Here is a 14,935-nt window from a genome sequence, read left to right on the forward strand (position 1 = left end):
ACGTCTTGCCATGGTCCACATGCCCGATCGTGCCAATGTTGCAGTGCGGCTTGTTCCGCTCAAACTTAGCCTTCGCCATCGTCTTCAGTCCCCGATCGGGTGTCGTTACCAGCGGTAGTGGCTGAAAGCCTTATTGGCTTCGGCCATCCGGTGCGTGTCTTCGCGCTTCTTCACGGCGGTGCCGCGATTGTTCGCAGCATCCATCAGCTCGGAGGAGAGCCGCTCTTCCATCGTGTGCTCACCGCGCTTGCGGGAGCTCTCGATGAGCCAGCGGATCGCCAGAGCTTGGCGCCGTTCCGGCCGGACCTCGACGGGCACCTGGTAGGTGGCACCGCCGACGCGGCGGGACCGCACCTCGACCGCAGGCTTCACGTTGTCCATCGCTTCATGGAACAGGCGCAGGGGGTCGCTGTTCGGACCACCGCGGCGCTTCAGGGTATCCATGGCGGCGTAGACGATACGCTCGGCCGTGCTCTTCTTGCCGTCATACATCAGCACGTTCATGAAACGGCTGAGCACGACATCGCCGAACTTCGGGTCCGGCAGGACTTCGCGCTTCTCGGCGCTATGGCGACGCGACATCGCTTCTCTTCCTTACTTCGGCCGCTTCGCGCCGTAGAGCGAGCGCCGCTTGCGCCGCTTGGCGATGCCCTGCGTATCCAGAACGCCGCGCAGGATATGGTAGCGCACACCCGGAAGATCCTTCACGCGCCCGCCGCGGATCAGCACCACGGAGTGCTCCTGCAGGTTGTGACCTTCACCGGGGATGTAGCTCACCACCTCATAGCCGTTCACCAGGCGAACCTTGGCGACCTTACGCAGAGCCGAGTTCGGCTTCTTCGGCGTGGTGGTGTAGACGCGGGTGCAGACGCCCCGCTTCTGCGGGCAGTTCTGCAAGGCCGGAACCTTGTTCCGGACAGGCTTGGGCTCACGCCCGCTGGCGATGAGCTGGTTGATCGTCGGCATGACGCCCCTTGTGTCTTCTACTGACGCCCAGGCCCTAAGCAAACGAGAAAGCCCGGCCAGGCAGCGCATAACTGCGCCCCTTTCCGAGCCTTGCCCCGCCCCCGGCCTGACCACCGCCAGAGGCAGTGGAGAACCGGTTGCACAGAACCTGTCGTCCGAACTCCGCAGGCCAATCCGAGAGCCGGATTAAACCCCGTCGAGGGCGCGGAACCTACGCGCCGACCCCCCATGAGTCAAGCACGCCGTACCCCCTGCATGAAGAATCCGGGGCCGAAAGGACCCCGGATTCTCCTAGTCTTCCATGCGCTGGACGCAGGCGCGTCCAGGGCTTGGCCGTTACTCCGCCGCCTGGGCGCCCGGCTTCGGCAGGGCTTCCTGAGACTGCGGCAGGCGCTGCCCGTCGCGCTGGGCAGCCAGCGCGCGCAGGCGGTTCATCACGGAGCCCGTGCCCGCCGGGATCAGGCGCCCGACGATCACGTTCTCCTTCAGGCCGGCCAGGAAGTCGACCTTGCCGGCCACGGCCGCCTCGGTCAGCACCCGGGTCGTCTCCTGGAAGGAAGCGGCCGAGATGAAGCTGGTGGTCTGCAGCGACGCCTTGGTGATGCCCTGCAGCACCGGCTCAGCCCGCGCCGGACGCTCCTTGTTGCCGATGAGCTTCTCGTTCTCGATCTCGAACTCGATGCGCTCGACGGTCTCGCCCACGAGGTAGGTGCTATCGCCCGGCTCGATGATCTCGACCTTCTGCAGCATCTGGCGAACGATCACCTCGATGTGCTTGTCGTTGATCTTCACGCCCTGCAGTCGATAGACGTCCTGGATCTCGTTGACCAGGTAGTTGGCCAGGGCCTCGACGCCCAGGACGCGCAGGATGTCGTGCGGAACGCGCGGGCCGTCGACCAGCGGATCGCCGGCCTTGACGTAGTCGCCTTCCTGCACGGACACGTGCTTGCCCTTCGGCACCAGGTATTCGCGCGGCACCGGGGGCTCGTCGCCCACCGCCTCCGGCACCACCAGGATGCGGCGCTTGGCCTTGTAGTCCTTGCCGAATTCCACGCGGCCGTCGATCTCGCTGATGATCGCGTGATCCTTCGGCCGGCGGGCCTCGAAGAGCTCGGCGACACGCGGCAGACCGCCGGTGATGTCGCGGGTCTTGGAGGATTCACGCGGCAGGCGGGCCACCACGTCGCCAGCCGCCACCTGCGCGCCATTCTCGACCGAGAGGATCGAGTCCGGGGACAGGAAGTAGCGGGCCTCGGTGCCGTTCGCGAGCTTGACGATATTGCCGCGCTCGTCCTTCAGGATGATGCGGGGACGCAGATCGACGCCGCGCGCCGCCTGCTTGTAGTCCACCACCACCTTGGAGGAGAGGCCGGTCACCTCGTCCTGGCGCTCCACCAGCGTCACGCCCTCGATCAGGTCGGCGTACTCGATGGTACCGCCCTTCTCGGTGATGATCGGCAGGGTGAAGGGGTCCCATTCGGCCAGCTTCTGGCCGCGGGTGACGGCCAGGCCGTCCTCCAGCACCAGCAGGCGGGCACCATAGGGCACGCGGTAACGGGCGCGCTCACGGCCATTGGCGTCGCTCAGCACGATCTCGCAGTTACGCGACATCACGATGGGGTTGCCCTGGCTGTTCTGCACCACCACGCGGTTCAGCACGGAGACGGTGCCGTCGCCGGTGGCCTCCACCGCCGACTGCTCGGCGCCACGCTGCGCCGCGCCGCCGATGTGGAAGGTACGCATGGTCAGCTGCGTGCCCGGCTCACCGATCGACTGCGCGGCGATGACGCCCACGGCCTCACCGATGTTCACCGGGGTACCACGCGCCAGGTCACGGCCGTAGCAATGGCCGCAGACGCCGGAGCGCGCCTCGCAGGTCAGCACGGAGCGGATATAGACTTCCTCGACGCCCGACTTCTCGATCGCCTCGGCAGCCGGCTCGTCGACCAACGTGTTGCGCGGGAAGAGAACCTCGCCCGTCTCCGGGTCGGTGACGTCGCGCTGGATGGTCCGGCCCAGGATCCGCTCGGACAGCGAGGACACCGTCTCACCGCCATCCATCACGGCGCGCACGGTGATGCCGCGCTCGGAGCCGCAATCGTTCTCGACGATGATGCAGTCCTGCGCCACGTCCACCAGGCGGCGGGTCAGGTAGCCGGAGTTCGCGGTCTTCAACGCCGTGTCCGCCAGGCCCTTACGGGCGCCGTGGGTCGAGTTGAAGTACTCCAGGACGGACAGGCCTTCCTTGAAGTTCGCGATGATCGGCTGCTCGATGATCTCGCCCGAGGGCTTGGCCATCAGGCCGCGCATGCCGGCGAGCTGACGCATCTGGGCCGGCGAACCACGGGCACCGGAATGCGACATCATCCACACGCTGTTGGTGACGCGGCCGACCTCCTGGCGGGAGATCTCCTTCATCATCGCGGTGGCGACCTCGTCCGTGCAGCGCGACCAGGCGTCAACCACCTTGTTGTACCGCTCGCCGGCCGTGATCAGGCCGTCCAGGTACTGCTGCTCGAACTCCTTCACCTCGGCCTTGGTGCGGGCGATCAGCCCTTCCTTCTCGGCCGGGATCTGCATGTCGTCCTTGCCGAAGGAGATGCCGGCCTTGGCCGCCTGCTTGAAGCCCAGGCTCATCAGGCGGTCGGCGAAGATCACCGACTCCTTCTGGCCACAGTGACGGTAGACCGCGTCCATGACGTCCGAGATGGACTTCTTGGTCAGCTGGCGGTTCACCAGGCTGTAGGGCGTGCGCGGGTCGCGCGGCAGCAGGGCGCCCATCATCATGCGGCCCGCCGTGGTCAGCACCGTCTCATGGCGCTTCGGCAGGTCGTCGGTCGGTGCCGGCACCCGGGCCATGACGGCCGTGTGCAGGTTGATGGCGCCGGCGGCCAGCGCCTGCTCCACCTCACCCAGGTCGCCGAAGACATGCGGGCGATGCTCCAGGGCCTTCCGCTCGGCATCCGTCAGCGCGTCCACGGACTTGCCGTTGGCGCTGGTGATGGCGGCGCGGATCTCCTCCAGCTCCTTCTGGGCGACGCGGAATTCCGGCGTCTCCAGGGAGAGGTAGTAGAGGCCCAGCACGATGTCCTGCGACGGCACGATGATCGGCTTGCCGTTGGCGGGGCTGAGGATGTTGTTGGTAGACATCATCAGCACGCGCGCTTCCAGCTGGGCCTCGAGGCTCAGCGGGACGTGCACGGCCATCTGGTCGCCGTCGAAGTCCGCGTTGAAGGCGGTGCAGACCAGCGGGTGCAGCTGGATCGCCTTGCCCTCGACCAGCACCGGCTCGAAGGCCTGGATGCCCAGGCGGTGCAGCGTCGGCGCGCGGTTCAGCATCACTGGATGCTCGCGGATGACCTCTTCCAGGATGTCCCAGACCTCGGGACGCTCCTTCTCCACCATCCGCTTGGCGGCCTTGATGGTGGTGGCGTGGCCGTACTTCTCGAGCTTCGAGTAGATGAAGGGCTTGAACAGCTCCAGCGCCATCTTCTTGGGAAGACCGCACTGGTGCAGCTTCATCTCGGGACCGACGACGATCACCGAACGGCCCGAGTAGTCAACGCGCTTGCCGAGCAGGTTCTGCCGGAAACGGCCCTGCTTGCCCTTCAGCATGTCGGACAGCGACTTCAGCGGGCGCTTGTTGGCACCCGTGATGGCGCGGCCACGGCGGCCGTTGTCGAACAGCGCGTCCACCGACTCCTGCAGCATGCGCTTCTCGTTGCGCACGATGATGTCCGGCGCGCGCAGCTCGATCAGCCGCTTCAGGCGGTTGTTGCGGTTGATGACGCGGCGGTACAGGTCGTTCAGGTCGGAGGTCGCGAAGCGGCCGCCGTCCAGCGGCACCAGCGGGCGCAGCTCGGGCGGGATCACCGGCACGACGTCGAGGATCATCCACTCAGGGCGGGCACCGCCCTCCTTGAACGACTCGATCATCTTGAGACGCTTGACGTACTTCTTGCGCTTGGCCTCGGAGTTGGTCTCCTTGAGGTCGGCGCGAAGCTGCGTGCTCTCGGCGTCCAGGTCGATGCCGGCCAGCATCTGCTTCACCGCCTCGGCACCGATGCCGACGGAGAAGGCGTCCTCGCCGAACTCGTCCATCTTGGACTGGTACTGTTCCTCGGTCAGCAGCTGGTGCAGCTTCAGGTCGGTCAGACCCGGCTCCAGCACCACATACGATTCGAAGTACAGGACCTTCTCCAGCTCCTTCAGCGACATATCGACCATCAGGCCGACGCGCGAAGGCAGCGACTTCATGAACCAGATATGGGCGACCGGGCTGGCCAGCTCGATATGGCCCATGCGCTCACGGCGCACCTTGGCCAGCGTGACCTCGACGCCGCACTTCTCGCAGATGATGCCGCGGAACTTCATCCGCTTGTACTTGCCGCACAGGCACTCGTAGTCCTTGATCGGACCAAAGATGCGCGCGCAGAACAGCCCGTCCCGCTCCGGCTTGAACGTCCGGTAGTTGATCGTCTCGGGCTTCTTGATCTCGCCATAGGACCAGGAGCGGATCTGCTCCGGCGAGGCGATGGTGATCTTGATCTGATCAAACGTCATCGCCTGGCCAGTCTGGCCCAGGATCTTCATCAGTTCATTCATGCGCCCGTCCTCTCAAGGTGAGGCCGCCGCGCCGGGGTGTTCCCGGCGCGGCTGAGCAAAAGGTTCATCAAGCACGTCGTGGTCGGAGCGGAACCGATCAAGACGGGCGGTTCTCCAGGTCGACATTGAGGCCCAGCGACTTCAACTCCTTCACGAGGACGTTGAAGGACTCGGGGATGCCGGCCTCGAAGTTGTCCTGGTCGCGGACAATGGCCTCGTAGACCTTGGTGCGGCCGGACACGTCGTCCGACTTCACCGTCAGCATCTCCTGCAGGGTATAGGCGGCGCCGTAAGCCTCCAGGGCCCAGACCTCCATCTCACCGAAGCGCTGGCCACCGAACTGCGCCTTACCACCCAGCGGCTGCTGCGTGACGAGCGAGTAAGGACCGATCGAACGCGCGTGGATCTTGTCGTCGACCAGGTGGTGCAGCTTCAGCATGTAGATGTAGCCGACCGTGACCTTGCGCTCGAAGGGCTCGCCGGAGCGGCCGTCGATCAGCGTGGTCTGGCCCGAGGTATCGAGGCCCGCCTTGGTCAGCATGGTCTCGATATCGGAGATCCGCGCACCGTCGAACACCGGCGTGGCGATGGGAACGCCACGCTGCAGGTTGGTGCCGAGTTCCAGCAACTGGTCCTCGTTCATGTCCTCGATGTCGCGGTCGAAGATCTCCTGGCCATAGACGTCGCGCAGCTTCTCGACCAGCTCGTCGCGGGCCGCGCCGGCACGCCGATAGTCCTCGACCAGCTCACCGATCTGCTTGCCCAGCACGGCGCAGGCCCAGCCCAGATGCGTCTCCAGGATCTGACCGATGTTCATGCGCGAGGGCACGCCCAGCGGGTTCAGCACCAGGTCCACGGAGGTGCCATCCGGCAGGAAAGGCATGTCCTCCACCGGCACGACGCGGGAAACGACGCCCTTGTTGCCGTGACGGCCGGCCATCTTGTCGCCCGGCTGCAGCTTGCGCTTCACCGCGACGAAGACCTTGACCATCTTCATGACGCCCGGCGGCAGCTCGTCGCCGCGCTGCAGCTTCTCGACCTTGCTGTCGAAACGCTTCTGCAGCTTCTCGACGGCCGCGTCGAACTCGCGCTTCAGCGCCTCGATCTCGGCCATCACGGCGTCGTCCTGCACGCCGATCTGGCGCCAGGTGGCACGGCTGTACTGGTCCAGCACCTCATCGGTGATGGGGGTGCCGGCCTTCACGCCCTTGAAGCCGCCGCTCGCCTTCTGGTTCAGCAGCTTCTCGCGCAGACGCGAGGTGAAGCTGCGCTCCTGAATGGCGCGCTCGTCGTCACGGTCCTTGGCCAGGCGCTCCACCTCGGCGCGGTCGATCGCCATGGCGCGCTCGTCCTTGTCGACGCCGCGGCGGTTGAAGACGCGCACGTCCACAACGGTGCCGGTGGTGCCGGGCGGCAGGCGCAGGGACGTGTCGCGCACGTCAGAGGCCTTCTCGCCGAAGATGGCGCGCAGCAGCTTCTCTTCCGGCGTCATCGGGCTCTCGCCCTTCGGCGTCACCTTGCCGATCAGGATGTCGCCCGGGTTCACCTCGGCGCCGACATAGACGATGCCGGCCTCGTCGAGGTTGCGGAGCGCTTCCTCGCCGACATTCGGGATGTCGCGGGTGATCTCTTCCTGGCCCAGCTTGGTGTCGCGGGCCATCACCTCGAATTCCTCGATATGGATCGAGGTGAAGACGTCATCCGTCGCGATACGCTCGCTGATCAGGATGGAGTCCTCGAAGTTGTACCCGTTCCACGGCATGAAGGCGACGAGCACGTTGCGGCCCAGCGCCAGCTCACCGAGCTGGGTGGAGGGACCGTCGGCGATGATGTCGCCAGCCGCCACCTGGTCACCCACCTTCACCAGCGGGCGCTGGTTGATGCAGGTGCTCTGGTTGGAGCGCTGGAACTTCCGCAGGCGATAGATGTCGACGCCACGGGTGGTGCCGTCATCCTCGCTGGTCGCGCGCACCACGATGCGGGCGCCGTCGATGGAGTCCACCACGCCGCCACGGCGGGCCACGATGGTCGCGCCGGAGTCCCGCGCAACCGCGGCCTCCATGCCCGTGCCCACCAGCGGCGCGTCGGACTGCACCAGCGGCACCGCCTGACGCATCATGTTGGAGCCCATCAGCGCGCGGTTGGCGTCGTCGTTCTCCAGGAACGGGATCAGCGCCGCGGCGACGGAGACCAGCTGCTTGGGCGAGACGTCGATCGCCGTCACCTCTTCCGGCTTCACCAGCCGGAAGTCGCCGCCCTGGCGGACGGAGACGAGGTCGGACAGGAACTCGCCGCTCTCGGCATTCACCTCGGCATCGGCCTGGGCGACCACCAGCTTCTCCTCTTCCATGGCGGAGAGGTAGCGGGGCGCGCCCACGATCTTGCCGTCCTTCACCAGGCGGTACGGCGTCTCGATGAAGCCGTACTTGTTCACCTTGGCGAAGGTGGCGAGGCTGTTGATCAGGCCGATGTTCGGGCCTTCCGGCGTCTCGATCGGGCAGATGCGGCCGTAATGCGTCGGGTGCACGTCGCGCACCTCGAAGCCGGCGCGCTCACGCGTCAGACCGCCCGGGCCAAGCGCGGAGAGGCGGCGCTTATGCGTCACTTCCGACAACGGGTTGGTCTGGTCCATGAACTGCGAGAGCTGCGAGGAGCCGAAGAACTCGCGCACGGCGGCGGCGGCCGGCTTCGCGTTGATCAGGTCATGCGGCATGACGGTGTCGATATCGACCGACCCCATGCGCTCCTTGATCGCGCGCTCCATGCGCAGCAGGCCGACGCGGTACTGGTTCTCCATCAGCTCGCCGACCGAACGCACCCGGCGGTTGCCGAGGTTGTCGATGTCGTCGATCTGGCCCTTGCCGTCCTTCAGCTCCAGCAGCGTCTTGACGGTGGCCAGGATGTCCTGCTTGCGCAGCGTGCGCAGGTAGTCCGGCACATCGTCCAGGCTGAAGCCCAGGCGCATGTTCATCTTGACGCGGCCGACGGTGGAGAGGTCGTAGCGCTCCTCGTCGAAGAACAGGCCGCGGAACAGCGCCTCGGCGGTCTCCGGCGTCGGCGGCTCACCCGGCCGCATGACGCGGTAGATGTCCATCAGCGCTTCGTCGCGGCTGTTGTTCTTGTCGACCACCAGCGTGTTGCGCATCCAGGGACCGGTGGACTGGTCGATCGCCAGCGTCGGCAGCTGGTCCAGGCCGGCCTGCTCGATGGCGGCCAGCTTGGGCTCGGTCAGCTCCTCGCCCGCCTCGGCCCAGATCTCGCCGGTGGTGAGGTCCACCAGGTCCTCGGCCACGAAGCGGCCGATCAGGTCGGCGCGGCCGACCAGCACCTCGGTGGTGCCGCCCTCGGCGATCTTGCGGGCGGCGCGCGCCGTCAGCTTGGTGTCCTTCTCCGCGACGACCTCGCCGGAGATGGCATCCACCAGGTTGTCGACCAGCTTCAGGCCACGGAAGGAGTCCGGCTCGAAGGAGCGGCTCCAGCCCTTGGGGCCGAGCTTGAAGATCACCTGCTGGTAGAAGGTGTTGAGGATTTCCTCGCCGTCCATGCCACGGACTTCGCCGGGCTCCAGCTGCGCGCCCTCGGGCAGCGCGGCGCGCTTGGCCTCGGTCGCGGCGGATTCCAGGGCGTAGAGCAGCGTCGTGGCGGGCAGCTTGCGCTTCCGGTCCACGCGCACGTAGCAGATGTCCTTGGCGTCGAACTCGAAGTCCAGCCAGGAGCCACGGTAGGGGATGACGCGGGCGGCGAAGAGATACTTGCCGCTGGAATGCGTCTTGCCCTTGTCATGGTCGAAGAAGACGCCCGGCGAGCGGTGCATCTGCGAGACGATGACGCGCTCGGTGCCGTTGATGATGAAGGTGCCGTTGTCCGTCATGAGCGGCATGTCGCCCATGTAGACATCCTGCTCCTTGATGTCGCGGACGGAGCGCGAGCCCGTGTCCTCGTCGACATCCCAGACGATCAGGCGCAGGCGCACCTTCAGCGGGGCGGCAAAGGTCAGCCCGCGCTGGATGCATTCCTCAACGTCGTATTTCGGCTCTTCCAGCTCATACTGGACGAATTCCAGCCGGCCGCGGCCAGCGAAGTCGTCGATCGGAAAGACCGACTTGAACACTTCCTGCAACCCGGTGTTCGTCCGCGCGTCTGGGTCCACACCCATCTGCAGGAACGCTTCGTAGGAGGCGCGCTGCACATCGATGAGGTTCGGCATCGGTGCCACCTCGGGCAGCCGCCCAAAGGACTTACGGATGCGCTTGCGCCCGGTGAACGACTTGGTGATCGCGTTCATGCCCGTCTTGCTTCCCTTCACGCCGACCCATCTTCCCGGCTAATCAGTCCCCCAACCGGCGGGGCATCCCAGGGGAAACCCTGGACGCGCAACACGGGCCAGCCCGTGAAACGCAGGCGCGGGCAGGCACCCAGAGGGTCCCCGCCCGAACCGAACTCACTCTTTGTAACCCCCCAGGGCCAAAGCCCCGGGAGCAGGACAAAAGAGCTTACTTGACCTCGACGGTGGCCCCGTTCTCTTCGAGCACCTTCTTGATCTTCGCCGCTTCGTCCTTGGACACGCCTTCCTTGACGGTCTTCGGGGCGCCCTCGACCAGATCCTTGGCTTCCTTCAGGCCCAGGCCGGTGATGGTGCGGATTTCCTTGATGACATTGATCTTCTTGTCACCCGCGGTCGCGAGGACGACCGTGAACTCGGTCTGCTCTTCGGCGGGGGCCGCAGCGGCGCCACCAGCGGCCGGGGCAGCAGCCACGGCGACGGGAGCGGCGGCGGAAACGCCCCACTTCTCTTCCAGCATCTTGGAGAGCTCGGCGGCTTCCAGAACCGTCAGGGCGGACAGATCGTCCACGATCTTAGCGAGATCGGCCATGTCTTGTATCCTTCGATGTAATCGCTTGGCTTGTTAAATGCAATCCCTGGCCCAAAGAGGGCCGGAACTGTGTCTTCCGCGAAGGGCTGTTAGGCCGCCTCGTCCTTCTTGGCATACGCCGCCAGGACGCGCGCAACCTGGCCACCCGGCGCCTGAAGGATGCCGGCGATACGAGTCGCAGGCGTCTGGATCAGGCCCAGCAGCTGGGCACGCAGCGTCTCGAGCGAGGGCAGTTCCGCCAGCGCCTTGATGCCATTGACATCAAGAACCTGGCTTCCCAGCGACCCGCCGAGGATGACGAACTTGTCGTTCGTCTTGGCGAATTCCACGGCCGTCTTGGCCACGGCCACCGGGTCCTTGGACCACGCGAGCGCGGTCGGACCCTTCAGCAGCGGCGAGATGCCCTGGAAGGAGGTGCCATCGAGGGCAAGGTTGGCCAGACGGTTCTTCGCGACCTTATACGTCGCACCCGCCGCCCGCATCTTGCGACGCAGATCGCTCACGCCCGCGACCGTCATGCCCTTGTTCTGGGCGACGAGCACGAAGGAGGTATCCGCGAACACTTCCGCGAGGGAGGCAACGAACGCGCGCTTTTCCGTACGGTCCATACTTCCCAACTTCTTACAAAGCCGGCGCCTTGTGGAAGGGCGCCAGCCGGTTCACGCGGGAGCTTCGGCAACGGCCGGGGCCGCGCTTCCACTCCTGGTTCACCTGTCATCTGAGTTCGGCGGAAGACACCAAGCCAATCCCACCGGAGGCACAAAGGCCACCGGCAACGATCTCTCGGGCATCCCGTCTCACGCTTGCGGGGCGGACCCCATCAAGGCCTTTCGGCCACAGGCGCTCTCGGACAGGCATTCGGGAAGGACCCGAGGGCCCTTCCCTGCCCACGCCGCCGGCAGGCCGGCGGCGGGAATTCGGTTTCCCTTCAGCTCAGGCCGAGAGGGAGGAGACGTCAACCTTGTAGCCGGCGCCCATGGAAGAGGAGACGTTCACCTTCTTCACATAGGTGCCCTTGGCACCGGCCGGCTTCGCGCGCTGGATGGCGTCCACGAAAGCCTTGGCGTTCTCCAGCAGCGCCTCGGCGGAGAAGGAGGCCTTGCCGATGCCAGCATGCACGATGCCGGCCTTCTCGGCGCGGAACTCCACCTGACCGGCCTTGGCGGCGGCCACGGCGCCCTTCACGTCCATGGTGACGGAACCCAGCTTCGGGTTCGGCATCAGGCCGCGCGGGCCCAGGATCTTACCCAGGCGGCCGACGAGGCCCATCATGTCCGGGGTCGCGATGCAGCGGTCGAACTCGATCTTGCCTTCCTGCACCAGGGCGGCCAGGTCGTCCGCGCCCACCACATCAGCGCCGGCGGCCAGAGCCTCCTCCGCCTTCGGGCCGCGGGCGAAGACGCCCACGCGCACGGTCTTGCCGGTGCCGTTCGGCAGGCCAACCACGCCGCGGACCATCTGATCGGCGTGACGCGGATCGATGCCAAGGTTCATCGAGATTTCGATGGTCTCATCGAACTTCGCCTTGGCATTCGCCTTGGCGGTCTCGATGGCGGCGTTCAGCGCGTACAGCTTGTCGGTATCGAGCGACGCGTAGAGCGCCTTCAGACGCTTGCCCTGCTTGGCCATCGGATCAGCCCTCCACCACCGAGATGCCCATCGAGCGGGCGGAACCGGCCAGCATGGACACGGCCGCCTCGACATCGTTGGCGTTCATGTCCTTCATCTTGGTCGCGGCGATCTCGCGCAGCTGCGACTTCGTGACGCGGCCGACGTTGCCACCCTTGCCCGGCGTCTGGGTGCCCTTGTCGATCTTGGCAGCCTTCAGCAGGAAGTAGGTGTTCGGCGGCGTCTTGGTGACGAAGGAGAAGGTGCGGTCGGAATACGCGGTGATGACGACCGGCGTCGGGGTGCCGGGCTCCATCTGCTGCGTCGCCGCGTTGAATTCCTTCACGAACTGCATGATGTTCAGGCCGCGCTGACCCAGCGCCGGGCCCACCGGCGGCGAGGGGTTCGCCTTGCCGGCCGGGATCTGCAGCTTGATGTAGCCGACGATCTTCTTCGCCATAATCCGTCCTCTGCGATCTCAGAGGCGCGCGGTGCTAGCGGCAGGCCCCATGGCCATTGCCTTCCGCGTCCCTGAAACACCACGGCGGCCCCAAGGCGCAAGGGCACCGGGGCCGCCGTGGCGGAGGCGGGCGTATACCCCCCTGCCCCCATTGAGTCCAGAACAAAGAATCGGCCGGGCAACGGTGCCCGGCGCGGCTCAGGCCATCGCCTGCAACATAGCGATGTGCTGCTGGATGCTGGCCACGGCAAGGGTGGCGATCACCTGCTCACTCTGGCTGCCCGAGGTCAACAAGGTCTGGAACAGCTGCAGCAGCTCCTGGTGCCCCACGGTCTGGCCCTGCAGATACATGCGGTCGAACTGCGTGCCCTCCAGGGTCTGCAATTGCTGCATCATCTGCATCTTCTGCGGGTCCATCTCGACCTGGGCCGGCATGGGGATGCCGGCGATCTTCATGGCCTGCAGAACGGCGCGCTGCTCGTTCGCCTCGAACTGCGCGAAGGTCTTCACGGCCGGGGCCTGGGCCTTCTGCAAGGCCAGGTCGCTGGTGGCGAGGGAGAAGGCGGAGGCGGCCAGAATCCGCGGCAGCAGCTGGGCGTTGCCGCCGGCAGCCGTCTGAGCACTGGCGGTGCGCAGCAGCACCGGCATCAGCGCGGCAGCGGACAAGGCGGTCGCGGCGGTACGACGAAGCATGGGCATTCTCCTTGGGGGGCTGTGCTGACAGGCAACACGCCAGAAAACACCCCCGCCGGGCTGCGGTTCCTGCCGCCCGAGGCCGTCACCAAGGATGTTACCTGAGGAATTACCGAGGCTTAGCTGCTTTCCCCGCCAGGGCGCGGCGGGCCAGAAGCCAAACCGCCAAGCCGAAGACAAAGGCCAGAAGCAGGCCGCCGGCCAGGGTTTCCTCCGCGTCCGGCAACAGGGTCAGCAGCCAGTCAGGCCCCTGCTTGGGCAGAAAGTCGAGGGAGGCCGGCACCAGCCGGCGCCCGAGCTCGTATTCCAGCGGGACCAGGAAGAGATGCGTCAGCGGATTGCCAAAGGAAAGGCAGGCCGCCGCGGCCACCGGCAGGCTGCCGCGCAGAATCCAGGCCAGGGCCGCCGCGACCACAAGATGCAATCCGAAGGCGGGCAACATGGCGGCGGCCGCACCGGCCGCCAGACCCCGGGATACCTTGCCGGGTCCTCCGGGCGAGGCCAGCAGCCCCGCCCAGGCATCCCGCACCCGCTTCAGCAGGGTGCGGGGCCGCATCATGAGGTCAGACCTTCTCGACCTGCGCGTATTCCAGCTCAACAGGCGTGGCGCGGCCGAAGATGGAGACGCTGACCTTCACGCGGCCGCGCTCCTCGTCCACCTCTTCCACCGTGCCGTTGAAGGAGGCGAAGGGGCCATCGGCGACGCGGACCTGCTCGCCCACCTCGTAGACCACGGCAGGGCGCTTCGGCTTGTCCACGCCTTCCTGCACCTGCTTCACGATGCGCAGCGCCTCGGCCTCGGTGATCGGGCTGGGGCGGTTGCGGGCACCAAGGAAGCCGGTGACCTTGGGCGTGTCCTTCACCAGGTGCCAGGCGTCATCGGTCATGGTCATCTTCACCAGCACATAGCCGGGGAAGAACTTCCGCTCGGAATTGACCTTCTGGCCACGCCGGATCTCGGTCACGTCCTCGGACGGCACCAGGATATCGCCGATCTGGTCGGCCAGCCCCTTCTGGGCGGCCTGCTCCTTGATCTGCTGGGCGATCTTCTTCTCGAAGCCGGAATAGACGTGAACGACGTACCACTTCATGTCGGCCATGGAACGCGCTCCGCGGTCAGGCGCCGAAGCCGAACAGCAGGCTCATCGCCAGCTGGATCAGCTTATCGGTCAGCAGGAAGAAAACAGCGGCCAGGGCGGACAGCGCCAGCACCAGACCAGTGGTGATCAGCGTCTCCTTGCGGGACGGCCAGGTGACGCGGGCCACCTCCTGCCGTACGTCGCGCCCGAACAGGATGGGATTGAACTTAGCCAATGACCGGCGACCCTGCGTAATTCGGAAGAGAGACAAGCCTGACCATTCGGACAGGCTTCGCGGGCGGCAGCCTTACGGCTACCGCCCGGCGGAAAGCCTTTCGCGGCACTGGCAGGGGCGGAGGGTCTCGAACCCGCAACCTCCGGTTTTGGAGACCGGCGCTCTAGCCAATTGAGCTACGCCCCTGCAGGCAGTGGCCGCGAGGGGGGCTCTATAGGTCAGCCAAAGCCGGCTGTCGAGAGGGTGAAACCCTGGAACCCGCAAGAAAGGGCGCAAAAACAAAACGGGCCGCCCCGAGGGGCGGCCCGCATGCCACGGAAGGGGGATGAACCCTTACGCGCTGATTTCGGCGACGACGCCGGCGCCGACGGTGCGGCCGCCTTCGCGGATGGCGAAGCGCAGGCCCTGGTCCATG

13 protein-coding genes and 1 tRNA gene are annotated in these 14,935 nt (G+C 66.2%); all 14 read right to left on the bottom strand.

Going from position 1 to position 14,935, the window contains the following annotated elements:
• Window positions 1-105: 105 nt before the first annotated feature.
• Complete coding sequence (rpsG, locus tag EBE87_RS25720) at window positions 106-582, bottom strand: 30S ribosomal protein S7 (protein ID WP_120639579.1); 477 nt, start codon at window positions 580-582, stop codon at window positions 106-108.
• 12 nt (window positions 583-594) lie between these two features.
• Window positions 595-966: a 30S ribosomal protein S12 gene (rpsL, locus tag EBE87_RS25725; protein WP_120010321.1), complete on the bottom strand. Its 372-nt coding sequence runs from the start codon at window positions 964-966 to the stop codon at window positions 595-597.
• 336 nt (window positions 967-1,302) lie between these two features.
• Window positions 1,303-5,571, bottom strand: a complete 4,269-nt coding sequence (gene rpoC, locus EBE87_RS25730) for a DNA-directed RNA polymerase subunit beta' (protein ID WP_120639580.1) — start codon at window positions 5,569-5,571, stop codon at window positions 1,303-1,305.
• 97 nt (window positions 5,572-5,668) lie between these two features.
• Window positions 5,669-9,856 carry a DNA-directed RNA polymerase subunit beta gene (gene rpoB, locus EBE87_RS25735; RefSeq protein ID WP_120639581.1) on the bottom strand — a complete coding sequence of 1,396 codons (4,188 nt, stop codon included), beginning with the start codon at window positions 9,854-9,856 and terminating at the stop codon, window positions 5,669-5,671.
• A gap of 208 nt (window positions 9,857-10,064) precedes the next feature.
• The gene (gene rplL / locus EBE87_RS25740; protein ID WP_120639582.1) at window positions 10,065-10,445 is read right to left on the bottom strand and encodes a 50S ribosomal protein L7/L12; all 381 of its coding nucleotides are present in this window, start codon (window positions 10,443-10,445) and stop codon (window positions 10,065-10,067) included.
• An 89-nt stretch (window positions 10,446-10,534) separates the two neighbouring features.
• Window positions 10,535-11,053, bottom strand: coding sequence for a 50S ribosomal protein L10 (rplJ, locus tag EBE87_RS25745; protein WP_120639583.1), 519 nt, complete (start codon window positions 11,051-11,053; stop codon window positions 10,535-10,537).
• A gap of 325 nt (window positions 11,054-11,378) precedes the next feature.
• A complete protein-coding gene (gene rplA / locus EBE87_RS25750; protein ID WP_120639584.1) occupies window positions 11,379-12,074 on the bottom strand; it encodes a 50S ribosomal protein L1 in 696 nt (231 codons plus the stop codon).
• 4 nt (window positions 12,075-12,078) lie between these two features.
• On the bottom strand, window positions 12,079-12,513 hold the full coding sequence (rplK, locus tag EBE87_RS25755; protein ID WP_120639585.1) for a 50S ribosomal protein L11: 435 nt from the start codon (window positions 12,511-12,513) through the stop codon (window positions 12,079-12,081).
• A 198-nt stretch (window positions 12,514-12,711) separates the two neighbouring features.
• Window positions 12,712-13,206 carry a DUF4142 domain-containing protein gene (locus EBE87_RS25760; protein WP_158600960.1) on the bottom strand — a complete coding sequence of 165 codons (495 nt, stop codon included), beginning with the start codon at window positions 13,204-13,206 and terminating at the stop codon, window positions 12,712-12,714.
• 109 nt (window positions 13,207-13,315) lie between these two features.
• Window positions 13,316-13,765: a DUF2062 domain-containing protein gene (locus tag EBE87_RS25765; protein WP_233553325.1), complete on the bottom strand. Its 450-nt coding sequence runs from the start codon at window positions 13,763-13,765 to the stop codon at window positions 13,316-13,318.
• A 4-nt stretch (window positions 13,766-13,769) separates the two neighbouring features.
• Window positions 13,770-14,306 (bottom strand): transcription termination/antitermination protein NusG, encoded by a 537-nt coding sequence (nusG, locus tag EBE87_RS25770; RefSeq protein ID WP_120639587.1) that lies wholly within the window; start codon window positions 14,304-14,306, stop codon window positions 13,770-13,772.
• A gap of 16 nt (window positions 14,307-14,322) precedes the next feature.
• Entirely contained in the window at window positions 14,323-14,520 is a 198-nt protein-coding gene (gene secE, locus EBE87_RS25775) for a preprotein translocase subunit SecE (protein WP_120639588.1), read from the bottom strand.
• 109 nt (window positions 14,521-14,629) lie between these two features.
• A tRNA-Trp gene (locus EBE87_RS25780) sits at window positions 14,630-14,706 on the bottom strand.
• Between the two features lie 147 nt (window positions 14,707-14,853).
• On the bottom strand, window positions 14,854-14,935 hold an 82-nt coding region (locus EBE87_RS25785), incomplete at its 5' end, for an EF-Tu C-terminal domain-related protein (protein WP_199707311.1).

Origin of the sequence: Teichococcus wenyumeiae (genome assembly GCF_003696345.1) — a bacterium.
Classification (GTDB): Bacteria; Pseudomonadota; Alphaproteobacteria; order Acetobacterales; family Acetobacteraceae; genus Pseudoroseomonas; species Pseudoroseomonas wenyumeiae.

Coding starts and splice junctions, on each gene's coding strand:
- rpoB (WP_120639581.1), bottom strand. CDS start 9,856: ATGAACGCGATCACCAAGTCGTTCACCGGGCGCAAGCGCATCCGTAAG.
- rplL (WP_120639582.1), bottom strand. CDS start 10,445: ATGGCCGATCTCGCTAAGATCGTGGACGATCTGTCCGCCCTGACGGTT.
- EBE87_RS25765 (WP_233553325.1), bottom strand. CDS start 13,765: ATGATGCGGCCCCGCACCCTGCTGAAGCGGGTGCGGGATGCCTGGGCG.
- rpsG (WP_120639579.1), bottom strand. CDS start 582: ATGTCGCGTCGCCATAGCGCCGAGAAGCGCGAAGTCCTGCCGGACCCG.
- rplK (WP_120639585.1), bottom strand. CDS start 12,513: ATGGCGAAGAAGATCGTCGGCTACATCAAGCTGCAGATCCCGGCCGGC.
- rpsL (WP_120010321.1), bottom strand. CDS start 966: ATGCCGACGATCAACCAGCTCATCGCCAGCGGGCGTGAGCCCAAGCCT.
- rpoC (WP_120639580.1), bottom strand. CDS start 5,571: ATGAATGAACTGATGAAGATCCTGGGCCAGACTGGCCAGGCGATGACG.
- nusG (WP_120639587.1), bottom strand. CDS start 14,306: ATGGCCGACATGAAGTGGTACGTCGTTCACGTCTATTCCGGCTTCGAG.
- EBE87_RS25760 (WP_158600960.1), bottom strand. CDS start 13,206: ATGCTTCGTCGTACCGCCGCGACCGCCTTGTCCGCTGCCGCGCTGATG.
- rplA (WP_120639584.1), bottom strand. CDS start 12,074: ATGGCCAAGCAGGGCAAGCGTCTGAAGGCGCTCTACGCGTCGCTCGAT.
- rplJ (WP_120639583.1), bottom strand. CDS start 11,053: ATGGACCGTACGGAAAAGCGCGCGTTCGTTGCCTCCCTCGCGGAAGTG.